16 protein-coding genes and 1 pseudogene are annotated in these 20,854 nt (G+C 64.3%); 7 read left to right on the top strand and 10 right to left on the bottom strand.

The window, feature by feature from the left end; genetic code table 11:
* Positions 1 to 75: 75 nt before the first annotated feature.
* From RM2_RS12330 to RM2_RS12320, 3 genes and pseudogenes are all read right to left on the bottom strand, one after another.
* A pseudogene (locus RM2_RS12330) lies at positions 76 to 1,306 on the bottom strand (FAD-binding oxidoreductase).
* 140 nt (positions 1,307 to 1,446) lie between these two features.
* Positions 1,447 to 4,395, bottom strand: a complete 2,949-nt coding sequence (locus RM2_RS12325) for an ATP-binding protein (RefSeq protein ID WP_245813881.1) — start codon at positions 4,393 to 4,395, stop codon at positions 1,447 to 1,449.
* 139 nt (positions 4,396 to 4,534) lie between these two features.
* A complete protein-coding gene (locus RM2_RS12320; RefSeq protein ID WP_072689595.1) occupies positions 4,535 to 4,948 on the bottom strand; it encodes a helix-turn-helix domain-containing protein in 414 nt (137 codons plus the stop codon).
* Between the two features lie 544 nt (positions 4,949 to 5,492).
* Here RM2_RS12320 and RM2_RS24530 point away from each other — a divergent pair.
* Entirely contained in the window at positions 5,493 to 5,636 is a 144-nt protein-coding gene (locus RM2_RS24530) for a hypothetical protein (protein ID WP_169846726.1), read from the top strand.
* A 130-nt stretch (positions 5,637 to 5,766) separates the two neighbouring features.
* Positions 5,767 to 6,606: an SDR family oxidoreductase gene (locus RM2_RS12310; RefSeq protein WP_072689591.1), complete on the top strand. Its 840-nt coding sequence runs from the start codon at positions 5,767 to 5,769 to the stop codon at positions 6,604 to 6,606.
* 3 nt (positions 6,607 to 6,609) lie between these two features.
* Here RM2_RS12310 and RM2_RS12305 read toward each other — a convergent pair whose 3' ends face one another.
* The 4 genes from RM2_RS12305 to RM2_RS12290 are packed head-to-tail and all read right to left on the bottom strand — an operon-like array spanning position 6,610 to position 13,903.
* Positions 6,610 to 8,670, bottom strand: coding sequence for an ABC transporter ATP-binding protein (locus RM2_RS12305; RefSeq protein WP_072689588.1), 2,061 nt, complete (start codon positions 8,668 to 8,670; stop codon positions 6,610 to 6,612).
* Positions 8,671 to 8,730: 60 nt separating this feature from the next.
* Entirely contained in the window at positions 8,731 to 10,170 is a 1,440-nt protein-coding gene (locus RM2_RS12300; protein ID WP_072689585.1) for an HAD-IB family hydrolase, read from the bottom strand.
* On the bottom strand, positions 10,171 to 12,456 hold the full coding sequence (locus tag RM2_RS12295) for a glycerol-3-phosphate 1-O-acyltransferase (protein ID WP_281250412.1): 2,286 nt from the start codon (positions 12,454 to 12,456) through the stop codon (positions 10,171 to 10,173).
* Entirely contained in the window at positions 12,449 to 13,903 is a 1,455-nt protein-coding gene (locus RM2_RS12290) for a wax ester/triacylglycerol synthase domain-containing protein (protein WP_072689581.1), read from the bottom strand. The genes RM2_RS12295 and RM2_RS12290 overlap by 8 nt, the downstream gene beginning before the upstream one ends.
* Positions 13,904 to 14,027: 124 nt before the next feature.
* Here RM2_RS12290 and RM2_RS12285 point away from each other — a divergent pair, with 124 nt between their 5' ends.
* Positions 14,028 to 14,453, top strand: coding sequence for a GNAT family N-acetyltransferase (locus tag RM2_RS12285; RefSeq protein ID WP_072689578.1), 426 nt, complete (start codon positions 14,028 to 14,030; stop codon positions 14,451 to 14,453).
* A gap of 67 nt (positions 14,454 to 14,520) precedes the next feature.
* Positions 14,521 to 15,018 (top strand): DUF2505 domain-containing protein, encoded by a 498-nt coding sequence (locus tag RM2_RS12280; RefSeq protein WP_072689575.1) that lies wholly within the window; start codon positions 14,521 to 14,523, stop codon positions 15,016 to 15,018.
* Positions 15,019 to 15,022: 4 nt separating this feature from the next.
* Here RM2_RS12280 and RM2_RS12275 read toward each other — a convergent pair whose 3' ends face one another.
* A complete protein-coding gene (locus RM2_RS12275) occupies positions 15,023 to 15,547 on the bottom strand; it encodes a nitrobindin family protein (protein WP_084721764.1) in 525 nt (174 codons plus the stop codon).
* Positions 15,548 to 15,654: 107 nt separating this feature from the next.
* Here RM2_RS12275 and arcA point away from each other — a divergent pair, with 107 nt between their 5' ends.
* Together arcA and RM2_RS12265 are read left to right on the top strand one after the other, a co-directional pair.
* Entirely contained in the window at positions 15,655 to 16,866 is a 1,212-nt protein-coding gene (arcA, locus tag RM2_RS12270; protein WP_072689572.1) for an arginine deiminase, read from the top strand.
* A gap of 541 nt (positions 16,867 to 17,407) precedes the next feature.
* Positions 17,408 to 18,493: a choice-of-anchor I domain-containing protein gene (locus RM2_RS12265; RefSeq protein ID WP_084721763.1), complete on the top strand. Its 1,086-nt coding sequence runs from the start codon at positions 17,408 to 17,410 to the stop codon at positions 18,491 to 18,493.
* A 49-nt stretch (positions 18,494 to 18,542) separates the two neighbouring features.
* Here RM2_RS12265 and RM2_RS25625 read toward each other — a convergent pair whose 3' ends face one another.
* Together RM2_RS25625 and arsC are read right to left on the bottom strand one after the other, a co-directional pair.
* Positions 18,543 to 18,665, bottom strand: coding sequence for a hypothetical protein (locus RM2_RS25625; protein WP_281250411.1), 123 nt, complete (start codon positions 18,663 to 18,665; stop codon positions 18,543 to 18,545).
* A gap of 983 nt (positions 18,666 to 19,648) precedes the next feature.
* Positions 19,649 to 19,996 (bottom strand): arsenate reductase (glutaredoxin), encoded by a 348-nt coding sequence (gene arsC, locus RM2_RS12255; RefSeq protein WP_373863329.1) that lies wholly within the window; start codon positions 19,994 to 19,996, stop codon positions 19,649 to 19,651.
* A gap of 127 nt (positions 19,997 to 20,123) precedes the next feature.
* Here arsC and RM2_RS12250 point away from each other — a divergent pair, with 127 nt between their 5' ends.
* Positions 20,124 to 20,807 (top strand): NAD(P)H-binding protein, encoded by a 684-nt coding sequence (locus RM2_RS12250; RefSeq protein WP_072689566.1) that lies wholly within the window; start codon positions 20,124 to 20,126, stop codon positions 20,805 to 20,807.
* The last annotated feature ends 47 nt before the right edge of the window (positions 20,808 to 20,854 follow it).

Below are 20,854 nucleotides of genomic sequence, written 5' to 3'. Positions count from 1 at the left end.
GCGAACCTGCCGAGGGATGCGGCCACGGCCCGCCCGACCGAGTTGGAACGTGACGAGCCGGTGTCTTGATCGGCCTCATTTCACCGGTTCCGGCTGGGGCTCGATGTTCTGGTTCACGTGGAAGAGATTGTCGGGATCGTAGCGACGTTTCACCTGTGCGAGGCGGTCATAGTTGCCGAGATAGGACGACCGAACCCGATCCTGTCCCTCCGACATCAGGAAGTTGATGTACGCACCACCCTCGGTGGTGGAATGCAGTGCCTCCCAGTATCGCTTGGCCCAGTTCGTGATCAGATCGGCGTTTTGCGGGATCCGGGTCGACGCCCACGATGACTCCGGCCCAGCCGCCCTCACGGTAGGCGAAGGCAGTGTCGTCCTCGCTCGCGCGCGCAGCTGCGCCGTCGATTGGGTACATGTGCATCGTCGAGTGGCCAGTCGGCAGTTGCCGGCCGAATTCCAGGTGGACGTCGATCGCCGCGTCGGAGATGTCCCGCATGAAGTCGGCGCGCCAGTACCACTGCAGCCCCGCAGGATAGAGGCCATCGAAGGCTGCCTGCAGGTCGGTGAATGGCATCGCGCGCAGTCCGTCGAGCAGTGGTGTTCCGAATTCGCGGACCGGGGCCAGGACCGCATCGGCCTTGTTGTGCGCGCCGATATAGCACCAGACGATGCCGCAGGCCTTGCGTCCCCATAGCGACTGCGGGAACGGCGGGGCCGGGGGAATGGTCAGCAAGCTGATCCAGCCGTTGAGTTCTTCCGGAAGAGTGGGTAGGAGTTCGCGATACCACCGCATCACTTCGGCGAGGTCGTAGAGAATAGGGCCGCCGACGATGGAGCCGTGCTCGCCGATGTCGTGGCACGCGAAGGTGAAGGACGTGACCACCCCGAAGTTTCCGCCTCCGCCGCGTAGTGCCCAGAAGAGGTCCTCGTGGGACCGTGCGTCCGCGGTCACCAGGGTGCCGTCGGCCCGGACAGTCTTGGTCGATGGCGACACCGTCGTGCTCCGCATTCCGGAGAGGTCGATCACCAGTGCGTCGTCCCACACACCCAGTCCGCCGGCGTTGTGGCCGCCTCCGCGCACGGCCAGTTCGACACCGCGATCGCGGGCGAATCGCACACAACTGACGATGTCGGCCGCGTTCGCGCACCGCGCGATCGCGGCGGGATGTCGGTCGATCATGGCGTTGTACACGGCTCGGGCCCCGTCGTAGTCGGGGTCGGACGGCTCGATCAGCGCTCCCCGCAGTACCCCGGCGAGATCGCCGAAGGGCGGCCGGGTGCCGGTCACAGTGCTCGTGGTGCTCATCGTGTGTTCCTCCAATCTGTTCGGCTGTGTCACGAAGGCCGAAGGCCGATCGGTTCGGCTGTGTCACGAAGGCCGAAGGCCGATCGGTTCGGCTGTGTCACGAAGGCCGAAGGCCGATCGGTTCGGCTGTGTCACGAAGGCTAGGACTCTGGCGTTCGCGAACCGTTCGCGTTGTCGCCTGCCCGGCCAACGCCGTGGTCGAGGGTTGTCCGCAGCGCGACCACCTGCGGTAGCCACCACCGGTCATCGTGCTGTTCGGCGGTGATCAGGGCTGAGTCGAGAGCGGCGCACGCAGGTTCGACCTGCCCGGTGTCCCGGAGGACGTCCGCGAGCAGGTACAGCCAGTACGGCATGCGGGCGAGGGCCTGCTGCGCGCGCAGCGTCGCCAGCGCCGACCGGATCTGGGCGATCCCCGTCTCGCCGCCAGTGAGCCACCCGCCGAGAATCGCCGACCACTCGGCGTAGTACGCGAAGCGATACTGGTCGCAAAGGTCACGTAGTTCGCCGACCGCCGCCGCGACGGCGCCTCGGTCGCCGCGGAACTGATGGAGCATGGCCGCGTATCCGAGCGCTACCGCGAGACTGTACGGATGCCCGTTCGCACGCCCCAGGCCGAGGGCGTCCGCGCAAGAGGTGAGGGCGCGGTCTTCGTCCCCGATCAGCCAGTGTGCGTGGGATGCCCACGCACCGGAGTGCACTTCGAGTCGGGTGCCGAGGATGAAGGAGAACTCGTCCTTGAACAGGCCGCCGGCCAGATCGAAGTGCTTGATCGCGGCCTGTGGCTGCCCGAGACTGAGCGCCGATCCGGCGACGGCGAAATGCGCCTGCCCCGCGAACTCGTCGTGGACCGCGGCCAACGCGAGGGCTTGGTGGCCTATGCGGTACGCCTGGGCGGTGTGCCCTTGGACGAAGTGCGCCGCAAAGAGCCCGATGAGACTCGCGACGAGTGCTTTCGGTCGATGCAGGCGTTGGGCGAGTTCCGTCGTCCGGTCCAGTGTCGTCTGCAATTCCGGCGCCGAGTAGCCGTAGCGTGCGGTGAGCGGAGCCGACATCGCCTGCCGAACCGCGATTTCCCGCCCGTCGCGGTTGGTCCCGCCGGGGAGGTTGTAGATGAGATCCAGGCAGGTCCGGTAGTGCCGCAGTGCATCGGTGTGCGCGAAGACGCTCGCCGCGGTCGCGGCGGCCCGCTCGAAGTAGTCGAGGGCGCGGTCGGGGTGGCCGCCGCGGAGGTACTGCTCGGCGAGTTGCGTCGCGACGTCGTCGGTGTGGCCGGCATGGAGCAGTTCGAGGCCCTGGGCAAGCCTGCGGTGGAGTAACCATCGACGGGCGGGTCCGACGGAGCCGTAGGCGGCCTCACGCAGGGCATCGTGCACGAAGTCGTAACGCCTGCCGTGGGGCTGCACGATCCGCCGGCGCCACAGTTCGTCGACCGCGCGCACCAGGCGGTCGACTTCCAGATCGCTCGCCTCGCAGAGCAGGTCGAGGTCGAAATCCCGGCCCAGGGCCGCGGCCAGGCCCGACACCTCACGGGCCGCGTCCGAGCATTGCCCGATCCGGCGCTGCAGTACCTCGGTCAGATCGTCCGCGCGCAGGCACCCGCTAGCCTCCGGATCGGGCAGGATCCGTGCCGCCTCGACGACGTAGATCGGGTACCCGCCGGTTGCCGCGTACAGGACGGCCTGCTCGGGGCGGGCGAGAACCCGGCCGCCGAGGGACTGCGCAAGCATTGCGGTGCCGCGCACGCTCAACGGGTGCAACGGAATTTCGGTCAGCAGCGCCGCTGCCCGCAGGCCCCCCAGCGACTCACGGAGTTCTGGGCGCAACTCCACCTCCTCCGTGCGGGCAGTCGCAGCGACGAGTACGCGCGCACGGGGTTCGAGCGTGAGTAGAAACGCCACCCCCTCGAAGAAGCGATGACGCTGCCAGACATCCACCATCGCCCGGGAGACGTCGGCGAGCGGCGGACCCGGTGCGTCCGAAGGCCGGCCCGCCGGCGTGCCGAGTCGGGGGACCAGTCGCGTGATCTCGCGGTGCCAGAGGGGATCGAGCGAACCGAAGGTGACCTGGAGGCTCGGACTGCGCAACCACTCCGCTACGGGTGCCAGCGCGACGCGCCCCGGAAGTCCGAAACATCGCGTCGTCGCGACCACCGCGCCTTCCCGGCGCGCAGTCTCTGCGAGTTCCTCGAGAAGTCGGGTCTTGCCCACCCCGCGCTCCCCGGACACCACGAGCATGCCTGGCCGTCCCTCAGCGGTGTCCCGCCACCTTCTCTGCAAAGCTTCGATTTCGGATTCGCGGCCGACGAGTGCGGCTGCTTCGGTGCGAACCGTTGCCCCACACGCGGGCACGAACCCGACATCCCGCGTTGTCGGCCGCTTGCCGAGCAGGTCCTCGAACATCCGATTCGTCGTGGCGTCGGGCGGGACACCTAGTTCATGCTCGAGGGCTGCCTCGCACCGGTGGTAGGCGGTCATCGCTGCGGCGCGGTCGCCGGTCTCGGCCTCCATCCGCATGAGGGCTCGGTACCCGGATTCTTCTAGTGGTTCGAGTTCGATCCGTTTGCGGGCGTAGTAGATTGCGCGCTCGGCGTCGTCAGCATCCCACCAGCCTCGGGCGGCGGCATCGCACAACCGGACGCAGTCCCGCCGTAGGAATTCGCGGGATTCGAGTATCCAGTCGTCGTAGCTGCCGGGAATGAGGTCGCCGCCGTAGGCCGTGATCGCTGATTCCGCGTGTCGGAGGAACGCGGTGGTATCCGGGTCGGTCTTCGCGGCGAGCGCGGCGTCCCGTTCGAGCTGGAAGATGCGGATGTCTACCCGACAGGCCGGTGAGTCGATCCAGGTGAGCGATCCGCCTTGTACCGCCACCGTGCTCGCAAAACCAGGGAGGGCGCGCAGGTTGTGTAGTTCCCGGCGGAGATTGGTCCGCGCCTGCTGCTCGGACGAATCCGGCCAGAAGAGCGCGGCGAGGTGGGTGCGCGGCTGAGGGGATCCGGCGCGCAGAGCAAGATAGGCCAGCAGCGCGATCGCTCGTGACGAAATCGAGACCGATCGGGTGTCCGCACCGGATACACGCGCCTCACCGAGCACCGAGCACCGAGACCATCGACGTCACGGACCTGCTCCGAGTTCGCGCGTCGCACACGCCCCCACGTACTCATCATTGCACGATGCCGACCGGGACTTCGACCACCGGTCTTCAGGACGATGCGGAGCCCCTGATGCCAGGTCAGCGGGAGTCGGGCGGAACTTCCGGTAGGCCCTCGCTGGCGCGGAGTTTCTCAGCCATCCTGGTGAGGAGACCCTGAGACTCTTCGGACAGATCGAACGCGCGACTCGAGAGCTTACGTAGTTCGTATCCTTGGAGTCGGGAGAGAAGGTCGAGATCGTGGTCGATCTTCGCCGCGTAGATGTCGTTGAAGAAGTAGTCGGGCTTCACTTTGAAGAAGCGGGCGAAGGCCGCGACCGTGTCGTCCGACGGGTTGGTGCGCTGACCAGAACGAAGCTGGGAAATGTAAGGCTTCGAGATCTGGTGCCCGTCTGCGATCAGTGCCGCCGCGACCTCGGCGTTTGTATGCGGTTTGCGTCCGGGAGGATGGACCGTCTCGAAGAGTCTATTCAACCGCGCAGCAAAATCGGCCATTGTGAGTCGCTGGGTCCTCTCTCGTGGTCGACCGTTCCGTGACCGACACCATACCACGTTGATAACTAATTGATAACTTGTGAACAGATGGTGGAAAGTCGTCAGGTTTGAGCAATTTGCATGTTCGTATGCCTGGAACGACGATCGCCGATCCCTCGAAGTATCGGCGGTGTCGTTGACGAACCTTGCGCCAGTGTCACACTGTGCTCCGCTGGAGGCTCGCAAGACGAACGCGATCGACGAACGCGATCGACGCGTTTCATTGGCGACCTGAGTGGTTCGACGTGGCCTCACAATAGATTGCTGAAAGTTAGCCATCCGCGTAATCAGGGCATGTGAAGCCCAGCGAGCGACCTTGTGGTGCAGTCCAACAGTGTGCGTCGCATTGTGCATCGCAACTGGCGTGGTCGCTCGCTACTCGTGGGGCTTCGTGAACAGTACTGCGAAGCAGGGTGATCCGCACTGGGTGGATCAGGTGCCGCCGTCGTCCTCGGATCTGGATAAATCCGGCGCAGTCGGGGATGATTGGGAGGTGATACACCGAATGAGTGACGCCGAGCTTCGGAAGGCGATTCGAGTTCTGCACGAGCGGGCCGACGATGCCCGAAATCGCGGCCAGGACAGCGATGCCAACGAAATCGAGAGGACGATTCGTACCTATCAGGAAGAAATGACCCAGCGGTTGTGAACCGTGGTGGTGGGTGCTGTTTCTTGTTCTGCCGGACACGAATATTCCTCTACTGCCCGTGCGCGCAATCGTCTCGCGTGCGTAGACTTCCAGCCGACATGAATCGGTGACGACGGGGGCTCGTACGGCAATGGCTATCAAGACGCTGGACGGCACAAAGTGCCTGATCACTGGTGCCGCTAGTGGCATAGGGCATGCGACGGCTCTGGCGGCGGCGGAGGAGGGTGCCGAACTCTTTCTCACCGATATAAACGAGGTCGGGCTGGCGCTGACAGTAGAAGAGGTGGGCAGGCGCGGCGGCATTGTAAGCTTCTCTCGCGCGCTCGACGTGTCCGACTACGACGCGGTGACCGTATTCGCAGCAGACATCCACGAACAGCTCGGCAGTATCGACGTCGTGATGAATGTCGCCGGCATCTCCGCGTGGGGTACGGTCGAGAACCTCGAACACCGCCACTGGAAGTCGATGGTGGACGTCAACCTGATGGGCCCGATCCACGTCATCGAGAACTTCGTGCCTCCGATGGTGCGGGCGGGGCGCGGAGGCCACCTGGTCAATGTGTCCTCGGCGGCGGGCCTACTGGCACTTCCGTGGCACGCGGCATACAGCGCGAGCAAATTCGGGCTTCGCGGGGTGTCCGAGGTACTACGGTTCGATCTCAAACGGCACGGCATCGGCGTGAGTCTCGTAGTTCCCGGCGCGGTGAAGACTCCGCTGGTGGGAACTATCGAGATCGCCGGGGTCGACCGAGAAGACCCGCGCATCCAGAAGGCGATCCACCACTTCGAGAAGCGGGCGGTCACGCCGGAGAAGGTCGCGTCCTGCATCGTCGCCGGTATCAAGAAGGACCGGTACATGGTCTACACGTCGCCGGACATCCGATTCGGCTACTGGTGGGCCCGCAAGTTCGCACCCCCGTACGACTTCGTGATGCAGAAGGCCAACGACCAGTTCAGTAAGTTCCTGTAGGCCTCAGAACCCCCGCCGGCCGGAGGGGGAGGTCTGGGTCAGTACCGTACCGTCGGTGAATCGGACGCCGTCGGTGCAGCGGCATTCCACCTGCCCACCACCGAATTGCTCGGCATGGAGTCGTGCGTACAGTCCCCGGTGTGCAAGGAGTTCGGCGTGGGTGCCGCTCTCGATCAGTGTGCCATCGTCGATCACGAAGATTACATCGGCGTGCTGGATGGTGGAGAGTCGGTGTGCGATGGCCAGCGTGGTGCGCCCACGCATGACCTCGGCGAGCGCCCTCTGGACGAGACGCTCGGAGACGGTGTCGAGGGCTGACGTGGCCTCGTCGAGGATCAGCACCCGAGGGTTCTTCAGCAGCACCCGGGCGATGGCCAATCGTTGCTTCTCACCCCCGGACAACCGGAATCCGCGCTCGCCGACCAGCGTGTCGTAGCCGTCTTCGAATCCGAGGACTCGGTCGTGAATGTTGGCGGCCGAGGCTGCGTCGTGCAGTTCGGCATCCGTCGCATCCGGCTTGGCGTAGCGCAGGTTGTCCGCGACCGAAGCGTGGAGCAGGTAAGGGTCCTGGGTCACCATCCCGACCGCTTCGGCGAGTGAGCTCATGGTCAGGTCGCGCACGTCGTGGCCGTCGACTCGGACCGCGCCGCTGTCCACCTCGTACAGGCGGGGCACCAAATAGCACAGTGAGGTCTTGCCGGCACCGGATGGTCCGACGAAGGCCGCGAGCTGACCGGGCTCGATCATCAGAGATGTGCCCGCTACAGCCCATCGACGGCCGCGACGTTCGCCAGGTTCGACGGCGGAATCTACGGGGGTCGGGAGGCCCGAGACCGCTGTGGTCGCCGCGCCGCGCATTCCGCCACCGCTGCGCAGTCCTCCACCGCCGCGTCCGAGACTTTGCAGTACCACCGGGTCGGGATCGGCTGTGGTCAGTCGTACCGGCGGCGGGTACGCAAAGTGCACGTCGTCCAACTCGACCCGTCCGGGTGAGTCTGCCGGTAGGTCTACGGCGCCCTGGCTGTCCACGATCGCCGGTTGCAGGTCGAGATACTCGAAGATGCGGCGGAACAACGCCATCGACGTCTGGACGTCGAGGGTGACCCGCATCAGCGAGACCAGCGGCTGCAGCAACCTGGCCTGCAGGGTCGAGAATGCAACGAGGGTGCCTGCCGAGATCACGGGGCCGGAACCATCGCTGATGAGGTAACCCGCCAGCAGATAGACGAGCGCGGGGGTGATTGCCATAAAGGCGCCGACGACAGCGAAGAAACCCTGTCCGGTCATGGCCTGTCGCACCTGTAGTTCGGTCTGCCTCGCGTTTTCGGCCCGGTAGCGGTCGAGTTCAGTATCTGCCTGATTGAATACCTTCGTGAGCAGCACCCCCGAGACGCTGAGGGCTTCCTCGGTGATCGCGGTCATTTCCGACAACGACTCCTGCGTCTTGCGTGCCAGTACCCGGCGCCGGGCGCCGACCCGCCGCTGCAAATACACGAAGCCTGGAAGTAGTGCGACTGCGAGAAGTGTCAACTGCCACGACAGCAGCAGCATAGCGATGAGCGACGCGGCGACCGTCACGACATTCGACAGGATGCTCGACGCGGTGGTCGTCAGGACCGACCGCACCCCGCCCACATCGTTGGACAAACGGGACTGGATCGAGCCCGTCTTGGTGGAAGTGAAGAAGGCCAATTCCATCTTCTCCAGATGGGCGAACAGACGTTCCCGCAAATCCGCCATCGACAGGTTCCCGACCTTGGTTGTGAGGTAGCTCTGTCCCACGCCGATCACCGCGCCGGCCAGAGTCACCGCGATCATGGCCACCACCAACCACAGGAGCAACGTGAGATGGACGCCGCTCCCGTCGGTGGGAAACAGTGCGCGGTCGAACACCGCCCGTGTCAGGAATGGATTGACGACGCCGAGGAGCGAGGACACCACGATCGCGACCCCGACGAGCACCAGCCATCCACGATAGGGGTGCAGGAGCAGCCAGATGCGGCGCAGCAGGGAAGACTCGGCGGCCGATGCTTCCGGTGTGGACGTGGGACTGGTCTCGGGCATCCCTCATTGTCACCTGACAGGGCACTCACGGAAGATCGACCTTGTTCGGTACGGGTCTTTTTAGCGGTGGCCGGCGTGGAGGCAGTTGTCGAACAGCGAACGGACTTTCTCGACGTGACTGTCGAGATCCGCGACGTTCCACCCCTCGGTGGGCACCGGTTCGAGCACGTCGACGTCGACTGTGCCGGGATGCGCCACGAGCGAGTTGCGCCACATTCGCTCGCCCGCGTTGTGGATGACGATCGGGACGATCGGCACCCCGGCCTGCATCGCGAGGTGGAACCCGCCCTTCTTGAACTTGCCCAAGCGGGGAGTCGGTGAGCGGGTGCCCTCTGGGGCGATGGCTATCGAGATGCCGGAGTGGAGTTTCTCCACCGCGGGCTGCAGTGCAGTCCGCGCTTGCGTGCTGTTCGCCCTGTCCACGTATGCCACGTCCAGGAGTGCGCCGACGGGGATGAACCGTGGGTCGCGCGCGGCCTCCTTCTTCGCGACACCGGTGACGTCGCGTCGGATGACACTCCCGATGATCAGCATGTCTAGCGAACTCTGATGATTGAACATGAAGACAGCGGGCCGGGCCGACCATGCGTTCTCTTTGCCTTTCATGCGCAGGTTGATCCCGCAGATGGCGAGAGCGAGATCCGGCCCGAAGCTGCCGACCAGGTTGGCGGCTGTTTGGCGGTTCTGGGTCAGGACGCCGGCGGAGGCGCCGAATGCGGCCGCACCCATCAGTGCGCCGATTGCCGTCGTGGTGCGCGCGATGGACAGTGGGTCGGCGCCGCCCTCCGGCGACCGTAGATTGACCGCCGGCCACCTGTTCTCCTGTGCGGTGGCCGCCAGTTTACGGTCGGGATTGAGAGCGACTGGATGTCCCACCGACGTCAGCATCGGAACATCCTCGGCGCCATTGGAGTACGCGAAGCTCTCGTCCAGGTTCGCCCCGTGCTCGGCGGCGTAATCGCGCAGTGCTTCCGCCTTGGCAGGCCCCCACAAGGGTGGGGAGGCAAGCTGACCGGTGAGCATGCCGTCGACTACCTCCGGACGGGTGCAGAGCACGTCGTCGGCGTCGATGTCGAGATCCGCGGCCACCGACATTGCCTGATACGGGGTGGCGGACGTCGCCATCACCACCCGGTGCCCGGCGTGCCGGTGTGCCGCGAGAAGACCGCGAACATCCGAGAAGATCATCCGTGCGATCTCCTGCCGGAAAAGCCGCTGCCCCCACTCCTGCATCTCGTCTTCCATGCGCCCGGCCAGGCTCCCAACCCCGATGCGCATCAAGTTGCCGACGTCCGCGCCGCGAAATCGGGTCTCCATCGCCGCGCCCGTGGTGCGCAGAAGTTCGGCAACGCTGATATCGAAGCGTCGCAAACGGTCCCGGTAGATGACGCTGGCGGAGTACCCACTGATCAGGGTGCCGTCCAGATCGAACGCGGCGAGGGTGGTCGGGCCGGGAGTGGCGTCCCCGATGTCGTCGTGGAGACTGTTGAGGTCGCTCATTTACTCACCTAACCCGATCTGGTCGAGGTGTGTGTGCGCGATGGCCCGGATACGGAGAACTTGGTCGACCAGGGTCTGGATCTCTTCCGCGAACTTGGCCCGCCCGGCCACGAGGTTCCCGACATTCGGTTCGACCAAGCCGCGGTTCCGCGCCAATTTCAGTGCGGTCGCGAAGAGTTCGGCCGAGATCGACTCACTGCTCCCGATTTGCTGCCGTAGCCGCCGCTGCTCGGCCAGGGCGAGGCACGAGGTCATGAATGCCTTCTCGTCGAATTTCTGCTCGACCGGAGTGCGCAACAGTTGACTCGCGACCACCGCGTACGCCTCGAGGAACGGTTGCAGCACCCGGTGAGCCAGGTGGATGCGCATCCCGGACAACAGGTTTGTGGCATGTTCGCGGTCGCCAAGGTTCGACTCCCACTCCGGGTCGATGAGATCCAGCTCGGTCCGCAACTCGTCCCGGAAGCTGTCTTTCTCGCTGAAGAAGAACTCGAACTTGAGGAGGTCGCGAAGCCGCAGTGCCACATCCAATCCATCGGGGAGCGGATCGGTGAAGCTCTGGTCGCCGGCCGCAAGCAGCACCATCTCCGCGATCGCCCGCATCACTAGGAAATGAATCGTAGTGTTGCGATAGAACGCTGCGACGAGATGTTGATCCCGACCGAGGTAGAACACCCGCTCGCTGCCCCGGTCGAAACTGCGCAGCACCCCGGAATCGAGATGGGTGCGCACCGCCTTACGGATCACCTGCGGATCGGTCAGGTCGACGTCACCGGCAGAGGGCAACGACCGCGCCTTGATGTAGTCGACAAGCGGACCGAGAATGCCGCTTATCTCGAGGACGGTGAGTGCCCGATCCTCGATCCCGAGGAAGGCAAGCATGACGAGCGAGGAGGCGGTAACCGGGGTGACTTCGTTGATACGGTGGCACACCTCGAATGCCGTCTTCTGCACGGCCAGTCGCGGGTCGTCCTCCTGCCCGAGATAGTCGGCCAGTGACAACGGCCTGCCGATATTCACGTGCGCGACACCGTGCCATCGGCCCTGCGCCCGAACGTATCCGAAGAGCCAGCGCAGACTTTCCTTGCTCTTCGCCTCGCCGTGCGCCTCCGCTGCCATCGCACCGACCTCGTAGAGTTGGTCGTACGTCAACGACACCGGCACGAGATAGACGTCGGACATTTCGCTGGTTCGGAAGGCCTGGGCGAGGTAGTTGAGCAGACCGAACCGTGGCGGCCGGAGTTTCCCTGTGCGACTGCGTCCGCCCTCGATATACCATTCCAGGTTGAACCGCTTCGTCAGCAGATACCGCATGTATTCGCGGAGCGTCCACTTATAAACCTCGTCGTCGCCGAACTTTCGTCTGATGAAGACGGTGCCGCTACGTTTGCCGATCGAGCCGATCGGCCAGATGTTGACGTTCAGACCACCCATCACGTGATTCAGCGGGAGATTATTGGCCAACAGTGCGGGCCGCAACACCAACGGGTCGAGGTACGAGCGATGGCTGGGCAGGAACACGAGGGAATGCGCTTTGTTCAGTTCCCGCAATTCGTCGAGTCGGGTGGTGTCGACGTCGAGGCGGTAGGCGCGGGAGAAGTAGCGGCCCAACTGGTCCCACAGTGCGATCGCCCGCCGACTCTGGGCCGCGACCATCTCTTCCAGCGCGCCGCGTGCCCGGCGGTCCACTTCCGCGACCGGGAGAACCAATTGCGCAGACAACTCATGGGTTCCGGATTGGTATCGACTGGAGTCGGTGATCTCGTCGACGACGAATTTCGAGACCTTGTATTGAGTGCCCAGAAGGGTGCGTTCGGCACGCTCGAGCGTCAGCGCCGCCTGCCGACGTATGAAATCAGGAAGTGAGCCGCCGCCAGTCTCTGCGAGTCGGCGTTCGAGGTCGCTCAGCGGGGCGGGGTCGCCCTCGAGCACCTGGCACCGTGACGGGTCGTCGCGCATGACCCTGCGCTGGGTGGTCTGGCTCGGGTGCAGCGGATCTCGCAGCGACAGTGTTTCCCGAAATTGTTGCACTCCGTCGGGATGGGTTTCCCGAGGCAACCAGACCACGCGGACCGGGGTCAGCAGCGGATCATCCTTCCTCGATGCTAGATCGGCGAGTGCCTCGTCAGTGACCTCGACGGTCGGAGGTGGCTGCCCGGTGTCGTTCGCCTGCCGTTCCAGCCAGGTGCGGAGGACGTCGTCCTCCAGGTCGGTCATGGTCTCGATGAGATAGACCCGTGGCCGTGTCTTCTGTTCTTCCATCGTGTCCGCTTTCCTTTCACCCACGGCCTAGTTCGACGATCTCGTCGAGACTCTCCTGCAGGCACAACATGAACCGTGCCGGTTCAGTGACGGCGGCGGTGTCGAGATTGACACCGATACAACAGGTGCCGACGTGGGAGACCAGGGTGGCCATGACCGCGCATCCGGGCGCCGGGCCGAACGGAAACATGCGTTCGATTCGGGCGCCGGCCAGATACACGGGCACCGGCATCCCGGCGACGTTGCTCGCCTGTAGATCGATGGCGGTCGACTGCGAGAGATACCAGTTCGCCAGCACGACCGTGGGTAGTCGCACCAGGATGGGTGCGGCGGTATCGAGGAGTCCGAGCGCCGGTTCCTGGCGAAGCCCGAGGATGATTGCGCGTACCTGTTTGATCCGTGCGATCGGGTCGCGCTCACCGGCCGGACCTGCGAACCGCGCCGCAGCGAATCGGTTGCCTCCGGTCTGATCCGATGCCGACCGCAGACTCACCGGCATTCCGACCGGGATCGTGTCGAGTTGGTGGCCGAACGACTCGTGGTAGCGGCGGAAACCGCCGAGCAGGACGGCGACGTACGCATCGTTCAGCGATCCGCCCGCGCTGTGGGCGGCGCCGCGCAGTTCGTCGACTCCTACCTCGAGCACGCCGAACCAGCGGCCCAGTCCGCGGTCACGCAGCAACGCCGAACCTGTGGTCGGGGGAGGTGTGATCACCCGGCGGATCGAATTCGCGTAGCCGACCACTTCCGAGACGGTTCCCACCGGATCGGTCGCCACCGTCATCGCCGACCGCGCCGCGCCGCGGATCAGATCCCCGAGGAGACCCGGGGCGCTGCGCACGCTGTCGAGCGCCTGCTCGAACATCGCGCCACCGCCGGACATCCGCTCAGGTAGCGGCGCAGGACGATCCGGTTTGTTCGGTGACGGTTCGGGGCGCCTACTGTGCAGGAGGGTCATCAACTGGATGCCTCCGAGACCGTCCGTGATGCTGTGATGGGTCTTCACCACGTAGACGGCGCGGCCGTCGACTAGACCTTCGATGAGCATCGCGCTCCACGGTGGCCGGGCACGATCGAAGGGTTCGGTCGCCATGTGCCGACACATTCGCAGCGCATGGTCGAAGGTCGCGGGTTCCGGTAGTCGAACCCGGGACAGGTGGTAATCGAGATCGAATTCGGGGTCCACCGACCACACCGGGTTGCCCAGGCGCAGTGTCGGCTCCACCACCCGCATCCGGATCCGGGGCACCATGCGCGACGCCCACTCGTGCGCACGTACCAGTCGATTCCAGTCCGGTGGTTCATCGAGCACATCTACAGCGACGATCGGTGAGCGCAGTTTGGGCTGCACCTCCTCCATTCGCCACATTCCGGCCTCGAGGTCGGACATGGTGCGGGACGCCCCCCACGTGACGTCGGAGAAATCCACGTCGACGGCGCTCGGCGGTATCAGAGGTTCGCAGTCGGCCATGCCCACCCTCATTCGATTTCTCGCGTTGCCCTCAGCTACTGCGTTTACAGTGTGGACCCGCCTCGCGGATCGCGGCGCCGCTTCCGGCGGATTGCGCGCCGGAGTTTCGATCTAAGCTGGTCTCGTGCCGACTTTTCACCACGCGACGCTCGACAAGATCGACTCAGCCACCCTCTATCGGATCATGGTGCTGCGCACCGACGTGTTCGTCTTCGAGCAGGGCATCGTGTCGGAACCCGAACTCGACGGACGGGATCTCGAACCCACCACCACCCATTTCTGGGCAGAGGAGGACGGCGAGGTCCTCGCAACTCTGCGTGTACTCGCGGACGAACCGACGGTGCATCTCGGACGCGTGGCGACCGCCGCGACTGCCCGCCGCCGCGGACTTGCGGGACTCTTACTCGAGGCCGTCTTCGACCAGTTTCCGGGACCGATCGAGATCTCCGCCCAGGCCTACCTGGAGAAGTGGTACGGCCGTTTCGGCTTTCGCCGGATGAGCGAGAACTACCTCGAGGCGGGCATCGACCACTTGCTCATGAAGCGCTGATTGCCGAGCGCGGACGACGCTGATCAGGGCTCGGGCACCACGCACAGTGTTTGCGTAGGCTGCTTCCATGGCGAAGAGTTTCGAATACTCGGAAGAGATCGCATACCCCCTCGATCGGGTGCACGCGACGGTAACGAATCCGGCCTTCTGGCAGCATCGGTTCGAAAAAGCGCCCGAGAAACTCACTCTCGACGCCAGTCGAGGACCCGGCACGCTGACGGCAATCATGCGTGACTCGATCGGGGTGTCCTCGCTCCCCTCGATCGTCAGCAAGGTCGTGTCGGGTGAATTGAAGGTCGAGCGCATTGACGAATGGGGTGCCCTCGACGGAAACCGCGCAGACGGTCGGATCAGCGGAAGCTCGACCGGAATCCCCGTGCAGATCGATTGCACCTCGGCGCTTCGCGCGTCGGGCGAGGAGGCCACAGTCCTGGAGGTCGCAGGCTCGGTGGAGGTCAAGGTTCCGCTGGTCGGCGGACAGATCGAGTCCTTGATCAGGAAGCAGGTCGGCGACATGATCGGGCAGGACCGAGCCGCGATCGAGAAGTCGCTCGGCGACAGCTGACCGGTCACCCGCGCCGGAGATGTCCGTGGAGATGGTGGGTGAGCGGTGTCAGATCGTGCGCCATCCAGAGGTCATAGGTGAGGTCGCCGCCGCGGACCGACAGTTGCCGTCGAACGCTGAACACGGGCTTGGCGTCCGGCGACGCGCTCAGCGCCAGCATGGTCAGTTCGATGGTTCGGTCTCGGATCTGACCCCGGTGGATTTCGGTGAATCCGGTGGGCTGGGCCACCAGCAGTTCGGCCTCGTTCTCGGTGACCAGTCGGAGATAGCCCGACTCCGTATGTAGGGGTCGGCCACTGCCTATCTCCCACGTCCGAGACCGGTACTCCAGGAACGGTTTGGCGGTCGGCGCGAATTCGATCTCTTCGGTATACGCGAAGTCGTCGATGGTTGGGTAAGCGCCCTCGCCTTCGCCGAACCAGCGGCCGACGAAGGGCGACAGGGCGGCTGGCACGGTGGGTTGCGGTAGAAAAGGCGCACTGGGCGGCGCAGTCGACTCCGCCGGCAAGCGACTCGAGTTCTGATCCATGAGTTACCTCCGCGGTTTCACGGTACTCGCCCGCGGCGCCGAGGGACACGTTCGATCGGGGCGCTCTCGTACGTGCCTGTTGTGCCGGTCGGCGTTACCGTCTAGTCATGAATGCGTCCGCACCACTTGGGGTCAATTCAGAAGTCGGGCGGCTCCGTGCCGTCCTCCTGCATCGTCCCGGGGACGAACTGAAACGGTTGACGCCCCGCAACAACGACCAACTGCTCTTCGACGGATTGCCGTGGGTCGACCGCGCGCAGGATGAGCACGACGCGTTCGCCGATGTCCTGCGAGGCCGCGGCATCGAGGTGTTGCTGCTGTCGAGTCTGGTCACCGAGACCCTCGGCACGAGTGGCGCCGCCCGTATGCAGGGCATCGGCGCGGCCGTCGACCCCCGCAAACTCGGGCACACTCTCGCGTCGGAACTGGCAGCCCACTTGCGGAGTCTTCCCGCGGAGGAACTGTCGACCATCCTCACCGCAGGCATGACCTTCGACGAGCTCCCGGCCGAGGCCAGCACGGCTTCGCTGGTCCGGCGTATGCATCAGGGCGGCGACTTCGTCATCGACCCACTGCCCAATCTGCTCTTCACTCGGGACTCGTCGTTCTGGATCGGACCGCGTGTCGCCATCACGTCATTGGCACTGCCCGCTCGGGTCCGCGAAACGTCGCTCACCGACATCATCTACGCTCATCACCCGCGATTCCGCGGTGCCCGGCGGGCCTACGAATCCCACACGGCCCCCGTCGAAGGCGGCGACGTCTTGCTCCTCGCTCCCGGCGTCCTCGCCGTCGGAGTGGGGGAACGTACAACCCCGGCAGGCGCCGAAGCGTTGGCGCGCAGCGTTTTCGAGGACGAGTTGGCGCACACTGTGCTGGTGGTGCCCATCGCGCAGTCCAGAGCATCGATGCACCTCGACACTGTATGTACGATGGTCGATCACGACGCAGTCGTGATGTACCCCGTAGTTCAGGACACTCTGTCGGCGTTCACTATTCGTCGCGAGGACAAGGGTGTGTCGATCCGCGGAGCGGAGCCGTTCCTGATCGCCGCCGCCGAAGCGATGGGTATCGGCAAACTGCGCGTCATCGATACCGGACTCGACAATGTCACCGCCGAACGCGAGCAATGGGACGACGGGAACAACACGCTCGCACTCGCACCTGGCGTCGTCGTTGCGTATGAACGGAACGTCGAGACCAACGCGCGACTCGAGGCGTCAGGCATCGAGGTGCTCCGGATCGCGGGGTCGGAACTCGGTTCCGGGCGAGGCGGCCCCCGCTGCATGTCCTGCCCGGTAGCCCGCGACTCGCTGTAGAGAATGTCGGCACGACGAGTGGTTGGTCTTCGAGCGATACTTCCGTGACCGGCTCGGTGTCAAGACTCTGCATCTACGTATGCATCATGCTTTTTGCCGCCTCGTGGATGAGGCTTGTCGATGTGCGGTTCGGGATCGTCGAGCATGGGTCGCGGTTTGGCGTTCGCAGCACCGGTGTGGTTGTGCCGTCTCGGGGTTTCGGAGGTGCCTGTCCGCTGGCTGTGTTCCGCTGATCGGGGGACATCTGATTGGCCCGGTGAAAGGGCTGTTCGGGGGACAGACGTATCCCGTGCTGGCGGCAACACTTCATCGGGGCGGTGCTTTGCCGAATACCCACTGGACATTCCGTGGGTACTGCCCGGGGAAGCAAGATGGATTACAGCGCGGAACGCTACAAATCGATGCTAAGAGTGTGGGCATCACGTTGACAGGCAACATAATTCGACCATCAAAACCCCAGGTCGGAATCGGCAGGAAACGTGCAGCTGTCGCACCTCTACCTGGGTCGATGTGGGTTGTTCCTTTGAAGTAGGAGACGAATGTGAATCGGTTCAGTAACTTTGGCGGCAATCTGGCGGACAGGGAGAGCGTGCGGGGCCTTTTGCTCGGGTCGGCGGCCGTCAGCGCGATGGTGCTTGGTATGGCCCCTATGGGGGAGGCAACCGCGGCGGCGGATGACGTCGTTGCGACCATCGATCTCGACTATTCGGCGAACGACGTGGAGATAAGCCCGGACGGGTCCCGTGCGTACGCCACCGACGGCATTCAGGGCTCGCTGATAGTGATCGACACCCCCACCGACACCGTGGTCGATACCGTTCCCGTCGGGGAAAACCCGAACGGAGTGACAGTCACCCCGGACGGGACGCGCGTCTACGTCGCCAACTCAGGGAGCGAAGGGCAGCAAGCGGTAGAAGGTTCGGTGTCGGTGATCGACACCGCCACCGACACCGTGGTCGAAACCATTGACGCGGGGGTCCACCCCTACCAGGTGGCGGTCGCGCCGGACGGTGCCTTCGTGTACGTCACGAACGACTGGTACGACCTGTACGCAGACGTCGGTACCGGTGCGTTGACAGTGATCGACACTGCCACCAACGCCGTGACCGATACCGTTCCGATCGGGAATAGTGCCAAAGGGCTGGCGGTCACCCCGGACGGGTCCGGCGTCTTCGTCGCCGACTTTACCGACGATAGCGTCAAATTGATCGATAGCGTCACCCACGACGTCGACGCGACCATTGCCGTCGAGAAGCCTTGGAGGGTGGCGGCTGTCCCCGGCACGACCGCCCCCGACATCTCCGCATACGTGACCAGCGTTGCTGACAATACGGTGTCGGTGGTCAGCTACTTCGGCCTGGGCGTGACCATCCCGGTCGGGGAACAACCGTGGGGGGTCGACGTCAGCCCTGACGGAAAATATGCCTACGTCGCCAACAACGACGGCAGTTCGCTGACGGAAATCGAGACCTCCACCAACACTGTGCGCGGTACCGTCCCCCTCGATGGTCATGTGTGGGACGTATCGGTTGCCCCGGACGGGAGCTTTGCCTACGTCGCCGGCCATGGCCTGTTCCGGGTCTCGCTCTTCCCGTTCGCTGACCTTCCCCAGAGTCCCCAGACCTAGAGTCTTCCCGAGCCGAATACGCTGGGGTGGCCCCATACGCTGTGATGCTTCAGCCGCCCGTGTCGGCGAGGTTCTCGTGCGGCATGGCAGTGCCTGGAATCACCTTCGATGGCGACACGCCGATCGCAGAGGCGCGTTGTGCCGGCCCCGCATCGCGCAGAGGCTCGTACATATTCGGAGGGTCCGACCGCGTAAGCGTGAGTAGTTCTGCGGTGACGGGCCTCGGGCGCCCAATGGTGTTGGCTATCGATCTCAGGCGGTCAGGTGGTGGTGGTTACGGTGTAGCCGCGGCAGCTTCGTCGGGCCGTCCCACTTGCCGGGCAGTGTTTCGTGGATCGCGAGTTCAGGGCTGATTTCTTCGGGCATCAGGCATTCCGCGTGTGGCTTGTTGCCGAAACCTGTATCCGCATTCGCATCGCGCCCACCCCAGCATCGTGGATGAACCTGGTCGACGTGTGGTTCGGGATCATCGAACGCGGGCCCCTGGCTTCGTATTCCAATTGCCGTATGTCGTTGTTGCTTAATCGGTTCCGAGAATACTGATGTGTTGGATCGTGGTGATTGTCGACTCACGCCGTCTCAGTGTTGCGGCGTGGCCTGTCTGCTCGATGTGTTCCATCGGGTCCGATCGGGGGACACCTCAATGGTCCGGTACGGGGTCTGTTCGGGGGACATACGTGGCCCGCGTTTGCCGCGATACTGGGGTCCGTGCTCATCCGAAGCCACCGGATCTGTTCACGGATACCACTGCAGAGTTGAGGAAAAACCAGGAAGTGTGTGGCGTCGGCATCAATCATTGCCGGTCAAGAATTATGAGACTCTTTCTGTAACGGACCATTTCGATAGTAGCGGCGTCGTCTCCAATGAGCGCCTCTTCCGCCCGGTTGCAGCTCTGGGACTGCACCGGAGAGTTCAACCAGCAATGGAACTTACCTCCTTTTCGGTAAGCGATACCGGCTTCCCGTACTCGCTCCACAGCTCCGCGGCGGCCCTATGTCCCATGCCGAGATGATCGATCAGCGATCGTCGAACTTCCCTGTGGTGCAATATTATACAGTCCACAAGTATCTCCAGGTTGCGGGCATGCAACTGCAATTGTGTCGCTCGTTGCCCCGTCCAAACAAACAACACTGGCCAAGAACTTCAGGCGCCGAACTAGAGGACTTCGTTGACCTTCGTGGCCGGTCGGGCGAGGACGGTGCCCTTATCTGTCACCACGATGGGTCGCTCGATGAGAATGGGATTGTCCACCATCGCCTTCAGTAGTTCGTCCTCGGACGCCTGCGCAAGCCTGAGTTCTTTGTAGGCGGCTTCCTTCTTGCGGATCGCCTCGCTGGGTTTCAACCCGGCGTCGTCGAGAAGTTTTCGCAACCCGTCCCGGGACGGTGGAGTCTCAAGGTACTTCACGACTGTCGGCTCGATGCCGGCTTCCCGAATCAGTCCGAGGACGGTGCGGGAGGTGTTGCAGCGCTGGTTGTGGTAGATGGTTGCGGTGTCGGCCATGCCCGCCATTCTGACACCGGGGAACAATCGCGCGCGTAGCGGCGCTGCAGTATCGGGCAATACTGAAATCGGGCAATACTGAAATCGGGCAATACTGAAGTACCGCGAAGATGTAGGGAGATCGATCATGGCTGAACAACCGAGCGCAACTGCGCGCCGCATCGTCATCGCGGGAGGGCACGGAAAGATCGCCCGTGAGCTGATCAAGCTGCTCAACGCCCGCGGCGACCGAGCCATCGCGTTGATCCGCAATCCCGACCACGAAGAGGAAATCACCGCGCTGGGTGCCGAACCGCTGCTGCTCGACCTCGAGACGGCGACTGTCGACGAGGTCGGGCAGGCGCTAGTCGGCGCGGACGCCGCGGTGTTCGCCGCGGGCGCCGGGCCGGGCAGTGGTGCGGACCGCAAGGACACCGTCGACCGTGGGGCCGCAGTCCTGCTCGCCGACGCCGCCGAGGCGGCCGGTGTACGCCGATTCATCCAGGTCAGTTCTTTCGGCGCCGGGGCACCGATCGCCGAGGGAACGGACGAGGTGTTCGCCGCGTACCTCGTCGCGAAGACTGCGGCGGAGGAGGATCTGCGGGCCCGCTCCTACCTCGACTGGACGATTCTGCGCCCGGGCGGGCTGTTGGACGACAACCCGACGGGCCGTGTCGCGCTCACCGCGCCACCGCTCGAGCGTGGCACCGTTGCGCGCTCGGACGTAGCCGCCGTGATCGCGGCTCTGCTGGACGCTCCGAACACTGCGAAGAAGACACTGATGCTCACGTCCGGGCCGACACCGGTCGTGGCGGCTGTCGCAGCGCTGTAAGCCATTGCGGCACCACTAGGCACCAACTACTGTCTGATACAAAGCCT

This window comes from Rhodococcus marinonascens NBRC 14363 (assembly GCF_001894885.1).
In the GTDB taxonomy this organism is placed as follows: Bacteria; Actinomycetota; Actinomycetes; order Mycobacteriales; family Mycobacteriaceae; genus Rhodococcus_F; species Rhodococcus_F marinonascens.
Note: the sequence above shows the minus strand (reverse complement) of the source record. Positions and strands in the feature narration are given on the sequence as shown.

What these genes read in the sequence shown, in the direction of transcription:
- RM2_RS12275 (WP_084721764.1), bottom strand. Translation starts at nt 15,547, where the DNA reads ATGGATCAGAACTCGAGTCGCTTGCCGGCGGAGTCGACTGCGCCGCCC.
- RM2_RS25625 (WP_281250411.1), bottom strand. Translation starts at nt 18,665, where the DNA reads ATGTACGAGCCTCTGCGCGATGCGGGGCCGGCACAACGCGCCTCTGCG.
- arcA (WP_072689572.1), top strand. Translation starts at nt 15,655, where the DNA reads ATGAATGCGTCCGCACCACTTGGGGTCAATTCAGAAGTCGGGCGGCTC.
- RM2_RS24530 (WP_169846726.1), top strand. Translation starts at nt 5,493, where the DNA reads ATGAGTGACGCCGAGCTTCGGAAGGCGATTCGAGTTCTGCACGAGCGG.
- RM2_RS12305 (WP_072689588.1), bottom strand. Translation starts at nt 8,670, where the DNA reads ATGCCCGAGACCAGTCCCACGTCCACACCGGAAGCATCGGCCGCCGAG.
- RM2_RS12300 (WP_072689585.1), bottom strand. Translation starts at nt 10,170, where the DNA reads ATGAGCGACCTCAACAGTCTCCACGACGACATCGGGGACGCCACTCCC.
- arsC (WP_373863329.1), bottom strand. Translation starts at nt 19,996, where the DNA reads ATGGCCGACACCGCAACCATCTACCACAACCAGCGCTGCAACACCTCC.
- RM2_RS12320 (WP_072689595.1), bottom strand. Translation starts at nt 4,948, where the DNA reads ATGGCCGATTTTGCTGCGCGGTTGAATAGACTCTTCGAGACGGTCCAT.
- RM2_RS12280 (WP_072689575.1), top strand. Translation starts at nt 14,521, where the DNA reads ATGGCGAAGAGTTTCGAATACTCGGAAGAGATCGCATACCCCCTCGAT.
- RM2_RS12310 (WP_072689591.1), top strand. Translation starts at nt 5,767, where the DNA reads ATGGCTATCAAGACGCTGGACGGCACAAAGTGCCTGATCACTGGTGCC.
- RM2_RS12250 (WP_072689566.1), top strand. Translation starts at nt 20,124, where the DNA reads ATGGCTGAACAACCGAGCGCAACTGCGCGCCGCATCGTCATCGCGGGA.
- RM2_RS12290 (WP_072689581.1), bottom strand. Translation starts at nt 13,903, where the DNA reads ATGGCCGACTGCGAACCTCTGATACCGCCGAGCGCCGTCGACGTGGAT.